Raw genomic sequence first — 18,077 nt, 5'->3', positions numbered from 1 at the left:
GAGGAATTTAATGAGACGTGAGATCTTGTGGGCAGGCGTCGCTTGCGTGCTCGCGACCTTCGGTGCGCTAGCACCATCTATTTCTCGAGCCGATACGCTCGACACGGTCAGGCAGCGCGGCAAGGTGGTATGTGGGGTATCCATCGCCAATCCAGGCTTTGCAGCGCCTGACGACAAAGGTCGGATGGAAGGCTTCGATGCCGATATCTGCCGTGCCGTCGCAGCTGCAGTGTTTGGTAACGGCGACAAAGTCGAGTTCATTCCCACGAATATCAACACGCGCTTCCAGGCGCTCCAGTCCGGGGAGATCGATATTCTGTCCCGGCAGACGACATTGACCTTTTCTCGCGATGCATCGCTCGGTCTCGACTTCGGCCCTTATGTGTTCTTCGACGGTCAGGGCCTGATGGTTCCGAAATCACTGGGGATCACTAGCGCCAAGGAACTGAAGGACGCTGCAATCTGCACCCTGCCGGGAACGACCACGGCGCAGAACCTCACCGATTTCTTCAAGGCGCAGGGTGCCAAATTCGAGATGGTCGTGTTCGAAAGCCCCGACGAAAATCGCGCCGCCTTCTTCGGCGGCCGCTGTGAAGCCATCTCGTCCGACCGCTCAGACCTCGCCTCAATCCGTGCGGTTGCCAACAACCCGAATGATTATGTCATTCTTCCCGAGACCATCTCGAAGGAGCCGCTTGCTCCTGCCGTTCGTCAAAATGATTCAAACTGGCACGACATCGTATCCTGGTCCGAATGGATGGTGATGGCAGCGGAAGAAAAGGGCATTACCCAGGCCAATGTCGACGAAAAGCTGAAAAGCGACGACCAGGAAATCCAGCGCATGCTCGGCGTGACGGACGAGCTCGGGCCGATGCTCAAGCTAGACAAGAAATGGGGCTACAACATCATCAAGTCGGTCGGCAACTATGCTGAGATCTTCGATCGCAACCTCGGGGAAAAGACCAAGCTCGGCCTGACCCGTGGCCCGAACATGCCCTGGAATGCTGGGGGCCTGCTTTACGCACCGCCCTTCCGCTAAGCCTTTTCGGGAAGATGCACAGCCGCTTTCCATCTGGAATGCGTATAACCAAGACGATAGAGCGTTTCACGGCTCAAAGCCGGTCGGAAACGCTCTAAGGAAATCAATCCCGTATTCGGATGCCGAATACGGGACATCCCCCGCTCTCGAATGTACCGGAAGAACGCATGGCTTTGCTTCATGACGTGCGGTATCGCGCGCTATTCTATCAATGCCTGGCAGTCGTATTCGTCGTCATCCTCGCGTGGTCGATGTTTACGACGGCCAGTCAGAACCTGGCCAAGCAGGATATTGCAACCGGCTTCGGTTACCTGTCACGACAGGCCGGATTCGTTATCAGCGAGACCGCGATCGCTTATGAGCCGACGGACACCGTCGCGCGCGCATTGTTGGCCGGCGTAGCAAATACGGTAAAGGTTTCCCTTCTGGCGGCCATCCTCGGCACCTTGATCGGCTTGCTCGTGGGCATCGGACGCATGTCACACAATCCGTTGCTGCAGCGCGTGATGCTTGCCTACATCGAAGTGATGCGCAACGTCCCTTTGCTGCTCTATCTGTTATTCTGGTATGCTCTTATCATAAATGTTCTGCCGCCGGTGCGCGCAGCGCTGGCAATTGCGCCAAGCGTATATCTTTCCAATAGCGGACTTGCTATTCCAGCGGTATCGGCAGCTAACGGTTTCACTGCTCCGCTGCTCGCAGTTGCCACCGGCTTGGTAATAGGCTTCCTGACCTATCGCGCGGCCTTGCGCCGCCGTCTTGCACGCGGCCAATCGAATCATGGTGGGTTGATTGCAATTGCATTGGCCATCACTCCGCTCCTGCTGGTTTGGCTTCTATACGGGATCGATCTGAGTTGGGATCTTCCTCAGCAGGGTCGCTTCCGCCTAAGTGGCGGCCTTCAGATACGACCGGAATTCGTCGCGCTTCTCGTTGGCCTTGCGCTGAACGTATCGGCCAACGTTGCCGAGATCGTGCGCGCTGGTATTCAGGCTATCAATAAGGGGCAATGGGAAGCTTCCATGGCCCTTGGACTTTCACGCGGCACCGCACTGCGCTTGATCATCCTTCCCCAAGCGCTGCGGATCATGATCCCTCCGCTTACCAACATTTATCTGACGGTGTTCAAGAACAGTTCGCTTGCAATTGCCATCGGCTATCCGGATCTCGTTATGGTGTCCAATACCATCATGAACCAGACCGGGCAGGCCATGGAAACGATAGCTATGTTCATGGGGGTCTATCTCGGCCTTTCCATTGCAATTTCACTTCTGATGAACTGGTACAATGCCCGCATGGCGTTGAAGGAGCGCTGACAATGGCTGATGTCGACCTTCGACTGACCGAGTTTACCCCGCAACTGCCGCCCAAAAGGCAGACGCAATGGATGCGGACCTGGTTCGGAACGCCTGGCAACACCGTGATCACGCTTGTCTGCGCAGGCGCCTTGCTGATGCTGGGAAGGCTGGCAATCGACTGGCTGCTGGTCAATGCGATATTTGCGGGCACTCCTGCCGATTGCAAGAGCGGTTCCGGGGCATGCTGGCCGTTTCTCGCCACGAAACTGCGCTACATGCTCTTCGGATTCTATCCTTATGAGGAACAGAGGCGCCCGCTTTTGGCACTGATTTTATTTATGGCCGGCGCCTTGGTGTCAATGCTGCCTTGGCTGTGGGGCAGAGCGTTGCTCGGCGCATGGTGCCTGGTACTGATGCCGACGCTGTATATTCTGATGGCTGGCGGCGCTTTCGGTCTGCCACCCGTGCCGACGAGCCAGTGGGGAGGTTTGCCGCTCTCGTTCCTGCTCTCTTTTGTCGGACTTGCTTGCGCCCTGCCGCTGGGCATCCTTCTGGCGTTGTCACGCATATCCGAGTTGCCCGTCATCAGAATTCTTGCGGTCGGCTTCATCGAGATCGTGCGCGGCGTTCCGCTGATCAGCATTCTCTTCATGGCGACGGTGATGCTGCCTCTGTTCATGCCGGAGGGCGTCACGATCGACAAGCTGCTCCGAGCGCAGGTTGCCATCATCATCTTTGCCGCCGCCTATATCGCCGAGATCGTTCGCGGGGGTCTTCAGGATATTCCAAGAGGCCAGAGCGAAGCCGGATCGGCCCTTGGCCTCCATTATTGGCTTGTCATGTACAAGATCGTACTGCCGCAAGCCATGAAGAAGGTCATCCCTCCGCTGGTCAGCCTCTTCATCGGCTTTTTCCAGGACACCACGCTCGTGACCATCGTCGGTCTTCTCGACTTTCTCGATACGGTCCGGTCGGCGATGCGAGATCCTGCATGGCAAGGCATCGCTGTACTGGAAGGCTATCTCTTCGCTGCAGCCGTCTACTTTACCTTCAGCGCGTTGATGGGCAGCTACAGCCGCTTTCTGGAACGCTATTTCAAGACAACGCACGATTAAAGATAGCCGCAGGCTCAAAGCCGCAACGAGCGACTATCCGGCCTACGTTCCAGCCCAGATTTTGGCGGAGCCTATCAACAGGATGGGCTCCGCTATCGTCTAAAGTGCTTCCGCCTTTTTGAAGCGCGGAAACGCGCTGGTGACGCTATTTGACCTCGCAGCGCATTTTGTGCGTACTGCATTGGTAACAATGAGGTTCTCTCGCAGAAACAATCTTATCGAACGATCATTTCCGCGCGGGCAAGCGCGCTCGCAAAGCCATTCAGGGAAACCGGGAAGGTGACGATCTGCCCAGTGTCGGCGGCAATGGCGTGGATCTGCATCGTCTTGCCTGTTTTCAGCAACGAAAGACGCAGCGCATCGATTTCGAGATCGATGAAGCAGCCAGCCGGCAGCGCCGTGCGGAAGGGAATGGCAGGCGCTCGGCTGCCCTCGTCCACCTGCAGGACAACCCCCTTCTGAAACAAAAGTCCGAACGGCAGCACCAAGGTTCCCGTCACCTTTCCCGCATCCGGGCGCAATTCGATCAACAGCAACCGCTGGCGCGTGTCGTTGTGGATCTGCTCCTGCACGATCACGCAGGACTTCTGCGTCGACGTCTCGTTCGCCTGGATCGCGCCGAGAACGAGCCAATCGCCATGAACCTCGCGCAACGCGTCGGCTCCGCCCGGTAGACGGGTCGTTCTGTCAGGGGTCATTTGGTCAGTCATTGTCATTCTTTCGTTGAGCCTGACGCAGTGGCGATGCAGAACAGGCAGTGGATAAATCGCAGAAATGCGGGTCTCGCGTCTGAGCGACCGCATGGCAATTGGCGAAGGCATCCGGGCGCTCACGGCAACTCGATCTCTTTGTTGGAATTGCCCTTCTCGCCCGTCAGCGCTGCCGCGCGCTGCGTACATGATCTCGATATTTCTCTAAGCGCCTTTCGCATCCCCTCAGCCGTCTATTTCGATCTCAACACCGACAGATCGGCCAGCGCCGCCACGCCGGACCGATCGTCTCCCCCAATTGGCCCGTGGCCGCGTTTTTTCGGTCACAGGCTCAACAGTCACGCAACCGGCTCAAACCAATCAGTCTCGACGCTATGAAGTTTCCCCTTCGCTGTCGCCGTCCATTTTTGACACAGTGAGATTTCCACTGCTGGAGGGCTGGAGCGTGCGTGTTCACCTGGCCGAAGGCGACTGAAGCCCGGCCTTTGCGCTACCGGCCTCGGCCAAGGGGACCATCATTTTCGTAACATTGACCTCGGGTCACGTTGATAAATCGACCGGCCCATCTATAACCACAGCATGCTTTGAACGGGGAGGTTCGCTGTATGAGTGTTGTTTATTCTCCCATGTCTCTTCGCGATGCTCGTTTCATCGTCGCAGAACATGGTCTTGACGCCCTGCGTGAAATCGTTTTGGCGCGCGCCGCGGATAATCATGACAACGCTGTCATTCAAACGAACGCCAAAGCTCTTCCCACGGCCGAAAGCGGGCCTCTTCACGGTATCGCCTTCGGAGTGAAGGATAACATCGACGTGGCGGGCTATATGACCACCGGCGCATGCCCAGGTCTCGCCGAAAATCTCGCAAACGCCAATGCGCCGGCGGTTGCCGCCCTTCGATCGGCTGGCGGCTATGTTCCGGTCAAGCTGAACATGCACGAGCTTGCGTTCGGCATTACATCGAACAACCCTGCATTCGGCGCCGTCCGCAACCCATTCGACCCGAACCGCAGCGCAGGCGGTTCCTCCGGCGGCAGCGGCGCCGCGGTCGCTCGCGGCGTCGTGCCCTTTGCCCTAGGCTCCGACACGGGAGGGTCGTCGCGTATTCCGGCTGCCTTCTGCTCGATCGTCGGCTTTCGGCCATCGACGGGACGGTACAGGGAGGGAGGAGCCCTCATGCTGTCGCCAACCCGCGACACGATCGGCCCAATGACGGTAAACTGTGCCGATCTGGCCGAAATCGACGGAATCATAACAGGCGAGCATGCCCTCCCGGCGCTGCCGGAGCGGCCTTTGCGCCTCGGTGTTCTCTGGGATAAACGCGGCTTGTCGCAGAGTGTCGACCATGCCATAGCTAGCGCACTCGGCAGACTTGCCCTCTCGGGAGAAATAGATCTCGTTCCGATTTCCGCTTCTGAATTTGAGGATATCGATGCGCGCATCGGTGGGCCTGTGGTGTTCAACGAGGCATTCGAATTCTGGACGGCCTTTTGTGTGAACCGGCTCGGCAAAACGCTGGCGGAATTCACCTCCACTATCGCCAGTCCCGATGTCCGCATGATTTTCGAGCGGCTTCCGTCGTTTGCCGCCGAAACCAGGGAGGCCTTTCTCTATGCCCACAACGGCGGATTGGCCTCGCTGCGAGATACATATGAGCAACTCCTCCGCAGCCAGCAACTCGATGCGCTCATCATGCCGACCGTTCCGGTGCAACCGCCTCTGATAGGCGAGGATGAACGCATGCAAACGGATGCCGGTTTGGTTTCGACCTTCCATACGGTGACGAGCCATGCGGTGCTGGCGACCCTGACGGGAGCACCTTCTATTTCGATTCCCGCAGGACTGGATCGGGATGGCCTTCCCGTCGCCCTAATGATCGAAGGCAGCCGCCATGGCGACCGCGCATTGCTCGCGATTGCCTGTAAGGTCGAGGCCCTGCTCGCCCAATAGTTTTCACCATCTGGAACAATCCGGACGGAATGGCGGAAGCTTCCGCTCTCTCAAGCGCCTGCCATGAATGCTGGCCGCTTTCGTACCCTTGTTGGCACCATTCAAACCCTCTACCCGTTTGAACGCCAAGGCCTCTTCCGCGAGTATCAAGCCGGTTCCGACGGATCGGCAAACACTGGTTTCGGTGACGAGAGCGGTCCGTTCGCCCACAACCCACTCGACTGGAGCTGCAAATGTCCCCTACTTCCGAAGTCATCGCAGGTATCAAGATCCCGGACAGTCCAATGGCAAAAGCCGCGACCGGATTGGTCCGGGACACCGAGACCGACCTGCTCTATCACCACTCGCGCCGCGTCTTCCTGTTCGGAGCGCTGACCGGCGAGCGCAAGGGCCTGAAATACGATCCAGAACTTCTCTATGTCGGGGCGATGTTCCACGACATGGGCCTCATGGATTCCTATGCCAGCGAAACCGAACGCTTCGAGGTGGATGGTGCGAATGCCGCACGCACCTTCCTCAAATCTTACGATGTCTCGGAACGCGATTTGGATGATGTCTGGGATTCCATCGCGCTCCACACAACACCAGGCATTCCCCAGCATAAGAGACCGACAGTTGCCCTTGTTACTGCAGGCGTCGAGATGGATGTCCTTGGCCTTGCCTACGACGACTTCACGAGCGAACAGCGTCACGAAATCTGCAATTGCCATCCGCGCGGCCTCAAGTTCAAACACGGTATCCTGTCGGCGTTCTGCTACGGCACGATCAAGAAGCCGGAGACGACGTTCGGCAATGTCAAGGCAGATGTCCTCGCCCGCATGGATCCCACCTACAAGCGGGTCGACTTCGCAGAACTGATCATGGGCTCGAAATGGGATAGCTGAGGACTGTTCGTCGCCGATGGCGATCGAAGGTAATGCCCTTCGGTCGCCACTTCTATCACGGGCTTCTGAAGCTCGCTCTATACTGGCCCGGCGTCACTCCAAGCCTTTTTGCAAAGACCTGCCGCATCCGATGCGGGGTGCCGAAACCGCATTGAAAGGCAATCTCCTTCAAGGCAAGCGGGCTTCCTTCCAGCAAGTTCCTTGCCGCGTCCACCCTTGCCTGCTCCACGAACTCCCCGGGCGTTGTCTTCGCCTCCTGCAAAAAGAAGCGCGCGAAATTGCGTCGGCTCATGCCCACATGTTCCGCCAGATCGCCGACCGACAGCTTCCCGTTCAAATTGGCCATGACGAATCTGTAGATGACGGCAAGCGGAGAACCATCGTCCGAAGGTGCGGCTATGTAAGGGCTGAACTGCGATTGGCCGCCTTGCCGCTGAGCCACGACGACAAGCCGCTTAGCGACAGCCAGAGCGACGGCGCTGCCGTGATCCTCATTGACGATGGCCAATGCCAGATCGATGCCGGCTGTAACACCCGCCGACGTCAACAGGGCGCCATCTCGAACGTGGATCCGGTCGCGATCGACCTCGGCGAGGGGAAATTGCTGCGCCAAGGCATCGGCATTCTGCCAGTGAGTGGTGACCCGTCGGCCGTTCAGAAGCCCTGCGTGACCGAGGATGAACGCACCTGTGCAGATCGAGCCGTAGCGGGTGGCAAGAGCGGTCAGCCGCTTTATGCAGGACAGGACGACCAAATCGGGCGCCTCGCTCGGAAGCGACGGGCCGCCGGCCACGAGAACCAGATCGAATTTCCGGGTCGCACGCTCATAGTGCTCGTGAGCGGCCATGGGCATGCCGTTGGACGCATGGAAAAACCCGCGGGGGCCAATCAAGGTCACATCATAACGACGCTCGGCGGCGACGAACGCATTCGCTTCGTCAAACACGTCCATTGGACCTGAGACATCAAGTGCCTGGACTTTGGGGAAAACCAGAATTGCAACCGAGGGCATCGACACTCCATGCGCCTGCCGCCGCCGGAAGAGTTGGGTAGGAGCGGAGCGAGTGATCGCGGATATTAGGAAACCGCCGCTGCCCGGTCAAAAACTTCCGATGGCGGTAGGCTATTCATCACAGGCTAAAACAGCGAAAGAACTCCTGCGGCAGCCTTCAAGGATCGACCCACCTCGCCGTTGCACCCTATGAGGATATGGTGTGGCTGCTTGCCTCTGAAGGCGCTGCAGCAGATGGGCGCAATACAAGCTCTGTTGGCAGAACAATCCGTTCGGCCGGCGCATCCGGCTGCTCGACGCGAAAGAGCATCCGCCGCGCTGCCGCTCTGCCGACCTCGCCGGGATGCGTAGCGACGGAAGCCATGCGCGGGCGTAGAACCTCGATCGCCTGCACATCGTCGAAGCCTATCAATGCATGGTCATACCCCGGTCGCAGCCCGCGATCGTGAAACGCCGCAGCCAGATGAAACGCTACCACATCGTTGAAACATATGGTCGCAGTCGGCGCGGGCGTGGCGCTCAGCAGTGCGGCAACCCGGCTCCCCATATCCTCGAAGGTCTCCGGGATCTTGACGATGCAAGGAGCGCCAGGGCCAAACGCCTCTATCGCCGCGTTATATCCCTCCAGCCGCTCGACAAGGGCGGAATGCTCCGCCTCCTGGATAGCAAACGCGATATGGCGATGACCGAGCCCCGCCAGCGCTTCGACTGCCGCCCACATTCCACCACGGTAATCGACGCCGACATAATCAACCGTTTCCACCACATGTCTCAGCACCTGCACGCAGGGGAGGCGACGCAGCGACGGCATGGCTCGCCAATCTTCCGCGGTCCCGACAGCAGGGCAGAAAATGATCCCGTCCACGCCGTGCTCGCACATGCGCCGCATGAGATCCGCCTGCCGCTCCCGATCGTCGCGACTGTTGCCGATCAGGACCGCCAGGCCATGCGTTTCGAGCGCCTCTTCAATACCGGCGAACAGCTCCGCGAAGAACGGGTTGCGCAGATTGGGGACGATGACGCCGACGATCCCGCCGCTACGCGACCTCAACCGTGCCGCCGTCATGTTGCGCACGTAGCCGAGCCGTTCCGTCGCTGCCAGAACCTTGAAGCGCGTCTCCTGTGCCACGAGCGGGCTGTCACGCATGACGAGCGAAGCCGTGGCGCGCGACACGCCCGCTTCTCTCGCCACGTCGATGAGCCGCGTGGCACCCTTTCGACCCTTGCCATTCACCATCAATGCGCCATCTCCTCCCCCGCGCCGCTATGAACGCGGCTTATTGCGGGCGCTATGATTAGTCCTCCCGCATCGCTTGGTCCACTCCTTCCATCATGCCAGATTTTTGTTGACTTAGATCGATCCAAGTACGAAGAGCGAGGTGTGTCCGTCGTCACCCGTCCGGTGCCCTCCCGCCGGCAGCTTTCAGGATATTGGATCATGAACACGCCAAAGACGCCCCAAGATGCCGCAACCGCGGCGCGCTCGAACGCGAAAGCGCCGGCAATCACCCGTCGTAGCTTGCTGGCCGGTACAACGCTTCTGCTTGCAGGCCTCAACGTGCCAAAGGCATTCGCCGACACACCCTCCGCGGCAGAAGCCGCCTTCTATATCGCGTCGAGCGTACTGACCGACAAGCGCGACCTCTCTCCAATAACCTCTAAGCGCATCTTCCAGATCCTGAATGCCGACGATTCCGGCTTCGCGGACAAGGCGATCAAGCTTGCCGTGCTGGCAAAAGCCAATGTGACCGGCACTTCGCTGAAGATGGCGGCCGCGGCAGCTGGCCTGGATGCCATTGCCATGAAAATCGTCTCGACCTGGTATACCGGCACTGTCGAGACGGCACACGGTCCCGTCGTGGTGGCTTACAAGGACGCACTGATGTACCGCCCCGTCGCTGATGGGCTGACGGTCCCCACCTATTGCAACAATGGCCCTATGTGGTGGATCGGCCTGCCGCCGGAGGTCACTCGCATGCCTGTCAATTCTCCAAGGGTGCTCTGATCATGAAATCTCCCGTTTTCAACAATGGCGATGCGGTTGCCGATGTCGTCGTCGTCGGGTCGGGTGTCGTCGGCGCCCTCGTCGCAGATGAACTTGCCGCCAAGGGCAAGTCGGTCCTCGTTCTCGATGCCGGCCTGCGCATCGAGCGCGCCCAAGCGGTGGAGAATTGGCGCAATATGCCCTTCGCCAACCGGTCGGGGTCGGATTTCCAGGGGTTATATCCGCAATCGAACATGGCGCCCGCGCCGCTCTATTGGCCCGAAAACAACTATGTTGCGCTCTCTGGTCCCGACGGAAAAGGCTTCAAACAAGGCTATCTGAAAACTGTTGGCGGAACGACATGGCATTGGGCGGCGTCCAGCTGGCGGCACTTGCCCGTCGATCTGAAGATGCGCTCCACATATGGGGTCGGCCGCGATTGGCCGATTTCCTATGACGAGCTCGAACCCTATTACTGTCGGGCCGAAGACGCGATGGGCGTTGCCGGCCCGAACGACCCGGCGCTTCAGTCTCCTTCCGAGCGGTCGCGGCCCTACCCGATGGACATGGTGCCGTGGAGCTATGGCGACAAGCGTTTCGCTGAGATCGTCAATGCACATGGCTATCGATCCGTGCCGATTCCGCAAGCCCGCAGCACCCGTCCCTGGAACGGACGTCCCACATGCTGCGGCAACAACAACTGTCAGCCGATCTGTCCGATCGGGGCAATGTATAACGGCATCCACACGGTCCAGTCTGCCGAAGCGAAGGGCGCGATCGTTCTTGCCGAATCGGTCGTCTACAAAATGGATACCGATGAGAACAATCGCATCACTGCCGTCTATTGGTACGACGCCGACCACAGGTCGCACAAAGCGACGGCCACGACCTTCGTTATTGCCTGCAACTCGATGGAATCGCCGCGCCTGCTTCTGGCGGCCGCCAACGATCGCAACCCGGCCGGTATTGCCAACTCCTCGGATCAGGTCGGCCGCAATATGATGGATCACTCGGGCTTCCACTGCTTCTTCCAGGCATCGGAACCCCTGTGGATCGGCCGCGGGCCGGCGCAATCGAGCTGTCTTGTCGGCCCGCGCGACGGCGCCTTTCGCTCGGACTATTCCGCTAACAAGATGATCCTCAACAACATCACGCAGGTTACTTCGGCCACATCGGCTGCACTCAAACAGGGGCTTGTCGGCGCGGAACTGGACGCGGAAATCCGCAAGAGGACCATTCATGGCGTCGACATGTCGATCAGCCTCGAGCCGCTTCCTGACGCCAAGAACCGCGTGACGCTCAGCAAGACGCGCATGGATCCGCACGGAATTCCTTGCCCCGACGTTTACTACGACGTCGGCGATTATGTCCGCAAAGGTTACGACGCCGCCGTCGTGCAGCTCAAGGAAATCGCCGCGCTGTTCAATGCGGCGGATCTGCAGATCACGACAGCACTCAACGCCAACAATCACATCATGGGCGGATGCATTATGGGAAGCGCCCCCAAGGATTCGGTCGTCGACGGCAATTGCCGCACCCACGATCACGCCAATCTCTGGATCCCAGGCGGAGCCGCGATCCCATCCGCCAGCGTCGTCAATTCGACACTGACCATGGCCGCGCTGGGCATCAAGGCCGCGGACGATATTTCAAAAGCCCTCGGCGCATGAGGGAGGTGATGACGATGAGAACGATCCCCCGTCTCGCCGGCTTGGCGCTTTTGAGCCTTACGTTCGGCTCTGCCTCTGCAGCGGCTGCCGCCGAGGATCTCACTGCCCTAGTCGACAAAGGCAAGGCAATTGCGACTGCGGCCGATTGCATGGCCTGCCACACCGCGCCGAGAACCGGGAAATCCTTTGCCGGCGGCTATGGCATCGTCTCTCCGCTCGGCACGATCTATTCGTCCAACATCACTCCTTCGAAGGCGTTCGGAATAGGTGACTATTCGGAGGAGGATTTCGAAAGAGCGGTGCGAAAGGGCATCCGGAAAGACGGCGCTCACCTCTATCCCGCCATGCCCTACGATGCCTATGGCGCGATAAGCGACCAGGACATGCAGGCACTCTATGCTTATTTCATGCATGGCGTTCAACCGGTTGAGGAAGCACCGGAGAACGCGACTCAACTGCCCTTCCCCTTTAACATTCGCTTCTCGATGGCGGCGTGGAATCTTCTCTTCGCCGATCGCAGCCCCTTCGTGCCGGATACCTCCAAGAGCGACGAGATCAACAGGGGTGCCTATCTGGCCGGTGCGCTCGGCCACTGCGCATCCTGCCACGCGCCGCGCAATCTGCTGATGGGGCAAGGCGCAGATGCCGCCCTGACAGGCGGCTTCGTCGGCCCCTGGTATGCGCCGAACATCACCTCCGATCCGATCAGCGGCATTGGTGCCTGGAGCGAGACTGATCTGGTGCAATATTTCCGCACCGGCCATCTGGACAGCAAGGCGCAGGCAGCCGGCGGAATGGCGGAAGCCGTCCAGAACAGCCTGCAGCGTCTGCCCGAGAACGACCTGAAGGCGCTTGCCGCCTACCTGAAATCGACGCCGCCGGTCCGCGATCCCATGGACAAGAAAGCCGCGCACGATTTTGGCGCGCGGGCATCCGACGAACCATCGATCCGAGGCCTTTTTCCACCCAATGCGCATGAGAGCCTGAAAACCGGCGCCGAACTTTACAGCGGCTATTGCGCAAGCTGTCATCAGCCCGATGGTGCCGGCAGCACCAACCAGGCTTATCCCTCACTATTCCGCAATACGGCGACGGGCGCGCGCAATCCAGCCAATCTGGTGGCGACGATCCTCTACGGAGTGGAGCGCGAGGTAGGCGGCCAGGAAGTCCTTATGCCGGGCTTCGGCAACCAATCCTATGTCACGCCTCTGACTGACGGACAGGTCGCAGACATCGCCAACTACGTGCTGACCCGCTTCGGCAATCCAGACGCAAAGGTTACTCCGGACGATGTCGCGACTGCGCGAAAGGGTGGTCCGATGCCGTTCCTCGCGACGGTGCAGCCCTATATCGTGCCGGTAATGGTCGCAGCTGGCCTGATCGTCATCCTCATCATCGCGGTCATTGCAATGTCACGGACAGCCAGGCGGAAGGATGCCGCCAGCACAACGTAAAACGAGATGCGCCAGCCATGCCTGGCGCATCTCCGCATTCGCGCAAGCCCGCGGCGCATGGTTCGGGACGGACCACTCACCTGCTAAATTGCCTGACGTCGGCTGCCGAAATCAGCTCTCGGCGACAACATGATTTTCGAGCCAGCCGATCTTCTCGATCTCGACCGCAATCTGGTCTCCAGCCTTCATGAAGATCGGCGGCTTGCGTTTGAAGCCGACACCCGCCGGAGTTTCGATCGCACGGTGATGGCAGAGCTTGTTGCGCCGCAAGACCACGGATAGTCGCAGCCGGGAAGGCCCATCTTAGGTAAGTCAATACTTTCTACATAGACATCAACGGCGCGCAAACTATGAACCGATCCCGCCACCAGCGCAGCAGAGTGCCGTGGCTCGATTAAGCTTCTAGAAATCGACGAAGAGCAGCCAGGCTGTCGGCGCGGTATTGCACCGTTACATCGGCATCCCTCTGAAAATCGAAGGCGTGAAATGCGCCGGGGTAGACATGCAATTCCGTCGGCACACCGGCCCGGATGAGGCGCCGCGCATATTCCAGATCTTCCTCAAGGAAAAGATCCAGCGTCCCGGTCATCATGAAGCAGGGTGGCAGTCCCGCCAGGTCGTCGGCGCGTGCAGGCGATGCGTAAGGTGAAACCTCATCTGTCCCGGGGGCATGCCCGAGAAGAGACGTCCACCCAAAGCGGTTCATCTTCGCCGTCCAGACAAACTCGCCGGTATAGGGATGCGGATTGGCGGCAACGCAAGTGCAATCATCGAGCATCGGATAGGCGAGATGCTGAAAGGCGAGCGGAACCTGCTTGCGATCCCGAGCCAGCAACGCCAGGGCGGCGGCAAGCCCTCCGCCTGCACTCTCTCCCTTGACGCCGATCCTGTTCGGGAGAACGCCAAGTTCGTCTGCATGTTCGTAGATATGGAGGAGCGCTGCGTAACAGTCTTCGATCGGAATCGGATGGGCATGTTCCGGCGCTAGCCGATAGTCGATGGAAAAGATGGCGCAGCCGAGATCGCGACAGAGCGCACGATTGTCCGCATCGTCCATATTCGGATTACCGACGACGAAGCCGCCACCGTGAATATGCACGATCCCCGGCAGACGCGCCGGCGACTGCTCCGGCCGGTAGGCCAGAACGCGGATGGAATACCCGTCGGCAGCAGAGACCATGAATTCATGGGCCAGCACGCCCGATACCTCAGCCTTCGGCATTGCCGCCATTTGCTCGTCGAACAGCCGTCTCAGCCCGGGAAGCATTTCGATCGAGAAGTCCTGCTCCACCAACACATCGAGCAAGGGCAGAAGTTGGGGGTCGACGAGGTGCTTTGATTGCATCTGAAAAGCCTCTTAGCTGGAACCGACGGAGCGTTTTGAGGCATGATTCATGCGATCGAGCGTCAAACTCGCTCGCCGATCAGTCTCCTACCCAGATCAACTATTTAACATGCTCATTAATATGTCAATTTGGCGATTTTGCTACCGCCAAGCATGATCCGTGATCAGACGGAAGGCCGTCAGATCTGCGACAACATCTTCACACGCAGCACTTGCCGAAGCCGTTTTGTCGGAGCAGATTGCAACGGCAACGGAGATAAACGAATGATACAGGACGATATCTCGGCCTCTAGTGCGGGGGGTATCGCTCCTCGTTGGACATCCAGCGCAAAAAGCGGTGTCGGAACGGCTCTCTCGCCGGCGTGCCGCATCTGGTTCACACTGAGCCACGGCATTCTCAACGAGGTTTATTTTCCGCGGGTCGATTGCGCGTGTACGCGCGACATCGGCCTGATCGTGACCGGTCCTGACGGCTACTTCTCCGAGGAAAAACGCGATACTGAAAGCGTGGTCACGACGATCGAGGACGGCGTCCCCGCCTATCGCCTCGTCAATACGGCCCTCGACGGGCGCTACCGCATCATCAAACGCATTATCGTCGATCCCGTGCGCAACAGCCTGCTGCAGCAGATATCGTTCGAAGCCTTGCACGGATCGGTTCACGACTACCGGCTTTATGTGCTGGCCGCCCCGCATCTCATCAATGCCGGTGCCGGGAATACCGGCTGGGTGGGAGACTACAAGGGCACGCCGATGCTCTTTGCGAAGGGCAGAGGCGGAATCTCGCTGGCGCTTGCCGTGAGCGGCGGATGGCGAACCGCGTCGTCCGGCTATGTCGGCATTTCCGACGGATGGCGCCAGCTTCAGGAAACTGGCCAGCTGGATCCCCGTATTGCCCATGCCGCCAACGGCAATGTGGCGCTGACAGGCGAAATCGACCTTGCTGCCGGCAGCGACACGGTCCTTCTGTCACTCGGCTTCGGAAACCGCGCCGAGGAAGCAGGCTACAACGCACTCGCCAGCTTGCAAGCCGGCTACAAGGATGCCGAACGCTCCTATATTGCCGACTGGCGGAAATGGCAGAGCACGCTGCTGGCACTGGACGAGCCGAGAGCGCCGCCGCCCGAACTCAATCGCTACCGGATATCGACCGCCGTGCTTGCAACGCACCGGCCGTTGTCGTTCGAAGGACCTGCCGTCGCCTCGCTCTCCATTCCCTGGGGTTTCGCCAAGGGCGACGAGGATCTTGGCGGCTATCATCTGGTCTGGCCGCGCGATCTGGTCGAGACGGCCGGAGGCTTTCTTGCAGCAGGCGCTCCGCAGGACGCAATCCGCATCCTCGCCTATCTGCGCGCGATCCAGGAGGCTGATGGACATTGGCCGCAGAATGCCTGGCTCGACGGCGAGCCCTACTGGACCGGCATACAGATGGATGAGTGCGCCTTTCCGATCCTGCTTGCAGACGCGCTGCGCCGCGAGGGCGCGCTGACCGGCGACGCTCTGCTCTCCTATGTCTCGATGGTCGAGAAAGCGGCTCGCTACGTGGTCGTCAACGGCCCGGTGACTGGCGAAGACCGCTGGGAGGAAGACGGCGGCTTTTCCCCCTTCACCCTCGCGGTCGAAATCGCCGCGCTGCTCGCCGCCGCCGACATTCTGGAAATTGCCGGGCACGATCACAATGCCGATTACCTCAGGCAGACGGCGGACGCCTGGAACGATCAGGTTGAGCGCTGGACCTATGTCGATGCGGACAGCACCACTGCGAATCTCGGGGTCAAGGGCTACTATGTCCGCATCGCGCCCCCGGACATTGCCGAAGGCGCCTCGCCCGCCGATGGCTTCGTGCCGATCAAGAACCGCCCGCCTGCGGAGTCCTATCTGCCGACTGCCCGTGTCGTCAGCCCTGATGCCCTGGCGCTCGTCCGGTTCGGCCTACGCGCCGCCAACGATCCGCGCATTGTCGACACGGTCAAGGTGATCGACGCGCAACTCAAATGCGATCTGCCGCAAGGCCCGCTCTGGTATCGCTATACGGGCGACGGCTATGGGGAACACGAGGATGGCAGCGCCTTTGACGGTACCGGTATCGGTCGCCCTTGGCCATTGCTGGCCGGCGAGCGTGCCCATTATGAACTTGCCGCCGGCAGGCCAAAAGCCGCCATCGCCTTGCTCGGAGCGCTTGAGGGATCGGCCGGACCGGGCGGGCTATTGCCCGAGCAGGTCTGGGATAAGCCCGATATGCCTGAGCGGGGCCTCGTCTTCGGTGAACCGTCTGGCAGCGCCATGCCGCTCGTATGGGCTCATGCCGAGCATATCAAGCTACTGCGTTCGCTGAAGGACAATGCCGTCTTCGATATGCCGCCGCAGGGCGTCGAACGTTACGTCAGGAACAAGACGACCGCGCCCTTCGTGCTCTGGCGCTTCAACAACAAGATGTCGCAGGTCCCGGCAGGCAAGCGCCTTAGGATCGAAGTGATGGCGAAAGCAATCATTCGCTGGAGCTCAGATGGCTGGGCGAGTGAAAACGATATCGCGACCCGGCAAAACGGCTTCGGTATCGATGTGGTCGAGCTTGCGACAGAGCGGCTGCCCATCGGCACACCCATCGTGTTCACCTTCTACTGGCCCGATACCGACCATTGGGAGGGAGCGGATTTTTCGGTGACCATTTCCGACAAGGCCAAGTAAACCTCAATCGCAATAAACGTACCCGGAGGGAAGCGCATCGTGAGCGTAAAACCTAAGTCTGCCAAGCAAGCGCCATCAGCCGCAGCCAAGGATCTTGTCGTATTGGCAATCGATCTTGGCGGCTCTCACGTCAAGGTTCGGCTAAGTTCTGGTAGCGAGCGCCGTACGGCTCCCTCCGGCATGGAGATGTCGGCGCAAAAGATGGTCGAGGCCGTCAAGCAGCTTACAGCCGACTGGCAGTTTGACGTTATCGGCATGGGATATCCCGGCCCGGTCGCAAATAACAGGCCGGCAATCGAGCCGCACAATCTCGGGCCTGGCTGGAAAGACTTCGACTTTTCCGCCGCCTTCGGCAAGCCCGTCAGGCTCGTCAACGATGCGGTCATGCAGGCAATCGGCAGCTATAAAGGCGGCAACATGCTGTTTCTGGGGCTCGGCACCGGTTTGGGCTCGACCATGATCGTCCATTACGTCTGTCTGCCCATGGAGCTTGCGCATCTGCCCTACAAGAAGGATGGCACGTTCGAGGATTATGTCGGCGAGCGCGGCCTGGAAAAATACGGCAAGAAGAAATGGCGCAAGTCGGTCGAGAAAGTGGTGGCCAAATTGCAGGCGGCGCTACTGCCGCATGAGATCGTCATCGGTGGCGGCAATGTCGACAAGTTGGATGAGTTGCCCGATGGCTGCCGCGCCGGCGACAACGAGAATGCGTTTCTCGGCGGCTTCCGTCTCTGGAAGGATGAAGACCTACGGTTCTAGAGCATGATGCCGAAAAGTGTAAGCGGTTTTCGGACGACATCATGCTCTACCTCTTTGATTCTAGAGCGGATTCAAATTTTAGGTCGACTCGACCTAAAATCATCCGGCTCTAGGTCAATGCGGAAGGCCCCGTCGGCAGAAGCACCACCGACGGAAGCTTATGCTTGATG

Annotated in this window: 15 protein-coding genes; 10 read left to right on the top strand and 5 right to left on the bottom strand. The window is 59.5% G+C overall.

Annotated features, from left to right (window positions below; all coding sequences use genetic code 11):
- Positions 1–10: 10 nt before the first annotated feature.
- From GGD46_RS09970 to GGD46_RS09960, 3 genes are all read left to right on the top strand, one after another.
- Positions 11–1,039 (top strand): amino acid ABC transporter substrate-binding protein, encoded by a 1,029-nt coding sequence (locus GGD46_RS09970; protein WP_184703587.1) that lies wholly within the window; start codon positions 11–13, stop codon positions 1,037–1,039.
- A gap of 167 nt (positions 1,040–1,206) precedes the next feature.
- Positions 1,207–2,355: an amino acid ABC transporter permease gene (locus GGD46_RS09965; protein ID WP_184703586.1), complete on the top strand. Its 1,149-nt coding sequence runs from the start codon at positions 1,207–1,209 to the stop codon at positions 2,353–2,355.
- A 2-nt stretch (positions 2,356–2,357) separates the two neighbouring features.
- Entirely contained in the window at positions 2,358–3,452 is a 1,095-nt protein-coding gene (locus GGD46_RS09960) for an amino acid ABC transporter permease (RefSeq protein WP_184703585.1), read from the top strand.
- Between the two features lie 215 nt (positions 3,453–3,667).
- Here the strand turns inward: GGD46_RS09960 and GGD46_RS09955 are convergent, their stop codons facing one another.
- A complete protein-coding gene (locus GGD46_RS09955; protein ID WP_184703584.1) occupies positions 3,668–4,162 on the bottom strand; it encodes an invasion associated locus B family protein in 495 nt (164 codons plus the stop codon).
- 605 nt (positions 4,163–4,767) lie between these two features.
- Here GGD46_RS09955 and GGD46_RS09950 point away from each other — a divergent pair.
- Positions 4,768–6,111, top strand: coding sequence for an amidase family protein (locus tag GGD46_RS09950; RefSeq protein ID WP_184703583.1), 1,344 nt, complete (start codon positions 4,768–4,770; stop codon positions 6,109–6,111).
- 233 nt (positions 6,112–6,344) lie between these two features.
- Positions 6,345–6,995: an HD domain-containing protein gene (locus GGD46_RS09945; protein ID WP_184703582.1), complete on the top strand. Its 651-nt coding sequence runs from the start codon at positions 6,345–6,347 to the stop codon at positions 6,993–6,995.
- A 55-nt stretch (positions 6,996–7,050) separates the two neighbouring features.
- Here GGD46_RS09945 and GGD46_RS09940 read toward each other — a convergent pair whose 3' ends face one another.
- A complete protein-coding gene (locus tag GGD46_RS09940; RefSeq protein WP_184703581.1) occupies positions 7,051–8,007 on the bottom strand; it encodes a GlxA family transcriptional regulator in 957 nt (318 codons plus the stop codon).
- Positions 8,008–8,194: 187 nt separating this feature from the next.
- Positions 8,195–9,244 (bottom strand): LacI family DNA-binding transcriptional regulator, encoded by a 1,050-nt coding sequence (locus GGD46_RS09935; protein WP_184703580.1) that lies wholly within the window; start codon positions 9,242–9,244, stop codon positions 8,195–8,197.
- A 201-nt stretch (positions 9,245–9,445) separates the two neighbouring features.
- Between GGD46_RS09935 and GGD46_RS09930 the strand changes: the two genes are divergently transcribed.
- The 3 genes from GGD46_RS09930 to GGD46_RS09920 are packed head-to-tail and all read left to right on the top strand — an operon-like array spanning position 9,446 to position 13,115.
- Entirely contained in the window at positions 9,446–10,012 is a 567-nt protein-coding gene (locus GGD46_RS09930; protein WP_184703579.1) for a sugar dehydrogenase complex small subunit, read from the top strand.
- A gap of 2 nt (positions 10,013–10,014) precedes the next feature.
- On the top strand, positions 10,015–11,661 hold the full coding sequence (locus GGD46_RS09925; RefSeq protein WP_184703578.1) for a GMC family oxidoreductase: 1,647 nt from the start codon (positions 10,015–10,017) through the stop codon (positions 11,659–11,661).
- Positions 11,662–11,675: 14 nt separating this feature from the next.
- Positions 11,676–13,115: a cytochrome c gene (locus tag GGD46_RS09920; RefSeq protein WP_184703577.1), complete on the top strand. Its 1,440-nt coding sequence runs from the start codon at positions 11,676–11,678 to the stop codon at positions 13,113–13,115.
- 111 nt (positions 13,116–13,226) lie between these two features.
- Here the strand turns inward: GGD46_RS09920 and GGD46_RS09915 are convergent, their stop codons facing one another.
- Together GGD46_RS09915 and GGD46_RS09910 are read right to left on the bottom strand one after the other, a co-directional pair.
- Positions 13,227–13,391: a fumarylacetoacetate hydrolase family protein gene (locus GGD46_RS09915; protein ID WP_409527671.1), complete on the bottom strand. Its 165-nt coding sequence runs from the start codon at positions 13,389–13,391 to the stop codon at positions 13,227–13,229.
- A 118-nt stretch (positions 13,392–13,509) separates the two neighbouring features.
- Entirely contained in the window at positions 13,510–14,460 is a 951-nt protein-coding gene (locus tag GGD46_RS09910; protein WP_184703576.1) for an alpha/beta hydrolase, read from the bottom strand.
- Positions 14,461–14,724: 264 nt separating this feature from the next.
- On the opposite strand from GGD46_RS09910, the gene GGD46_RS09905 reads away from it, so the two are divergent.
- Together GGD46_RS09905 and GGD46_RS09900 are read left to right on the top strand one after the other, a co-directional pair.
- Positions 14,725–17,148: a glucan 1,4-alpha-glucosidase gene (locus GGD46_RS09905; RefSeq protein ID WP_184703575.1), complete on the top strand. Its 2,424-nt coding sequence runs from the start codon at positions 14,725–14,727 to the stop codon at positions 17,146–17,148.
- Between the two features lie 39 nt (positions 17,149–17,187).
- A complete protein-coding gene (locus GGD46_RS09900) occupies positions 17,188–17,907 on the top strand; it encodes an ROK family protein (RefSeq protein ID WP_184703574.1) in 720 nt (239 codons plus the stop codon).
- The last annotated feature ends 170 nt before the right edge of the window (positions 17,908–18,077 follow it).

The organism is Martinezella lusitana (genome assembly GCF_014207095.1).
GTDB lineage: Bacteria > Pseudomonadota > Alphaproteobacteria > Rhizobiales > Rhizobiaceae > Rhizobium > Rhizobium lusitanum_B.
Note: the sequence above shows the minus strand (reverse complement) of the source record. Positions and strands in the feature narration are given on the sequence as shown.

What these genes read in the sequence shown, in the direction of transcription:
- GGD46_RS09940 (WP_184703581.1), bottom strand. Translation starts at nt 8,007, where the DNA reads ATGCCCTCGGTTGCAATTCTGGTTTTCCCCAAAGTCCAGGCACTTGAT.
- GGD46_RS09910 (WP_184703576.1), bottom strand. Translation starts at nt 14,460, where the DNA reads ATGCAATCAAAGCACCTCGTCGACCCCCAACTTCTGCCCTTGCTCGAT.
- GGD46_RS09960 (WP_184703585.1), top strand. Translation starts at nt 2,358, where the DNA reads ATGGCTGATGTCGACCTTCGACTGACCGAGTTTACCCCGCAACTGCCG.
- GGD46_RS09970 (WP_184703587.1), top strand. Translation starts at nt 11, where the DNA reads ATGAGACGTGAGATCTTGTGGGCAGGCGTCGCTTGCGTGCTCGCGACC.
- GGD46_RS09905 (WP_184703575.1), top strand. Translation starts at nt 14,725, where the DNA reads ATGATACAGGACGATATCTCGGCCTCTAGTGCGGGGGGTATCGCTCCT.
- GGD46_RS09925 (WP_184703578.1), top strand. Translation starts at nt 10,015, where the DNA reads ATGAAATCTCCCGTTTTCAACAATGGCGATGCGGTTGCCGATGTCGTC.
- GGD46_RS09930 (WP_184703579.1), top strand. Translation starts at nt 9,446, where the DNA reads ATGAACACGCCAAAGACGCCCCAAGATGCCGCAACCGCGGCGCGCTCG.
- GGD46_RS09945 (WP_184703582.1), top strand. Translation starts at nt 6,345, where the DNA reads ATGTCCCCTACTTCCGAAGTCATCGCAGGTATCAAGATCCCGGACAGT.
- GGD46_RS09955 (WP_184703584.1), bottom strand. Translation starts at nt 4,162, where the DNA reads ATGACTGACCAAATGACCCCTGACAGAACGACCCGTCTACCGGGCGGA.
- GGD46_RS09935 (WP_184703580.1), bottom strand. Translation starts at nt 9,244, where the DNA reads ATGGTGAATGGCAAGGGTCGAAAGGGTGCCACGCGGCTCATCGACGTG.
- GGD46_RS09950 (WP_184703583.1), top strand. Translation starts at nt 4,768, where the DNA reads ATGAGTGTTGTTTATTCTCCCATGTCTCTTCGCGATGCTCGTTTCATC.
- GGD46_RS09965 (WP_184703586.1), top strand. Translation starts at nt 1,207, where the DNA reads ATGGCTTTGCTTCATGACGTGCGGTATCGCGCGCTATTCTATCAATGC.
- GGD46_RS09920 (WP_184703577.1), top strand. Translation starts at nt 11,676, where the DNA reads ATGAGAACGATCCCCCGTCTCGCCGGCTTGGCGCTTTTGAGCCTTACG.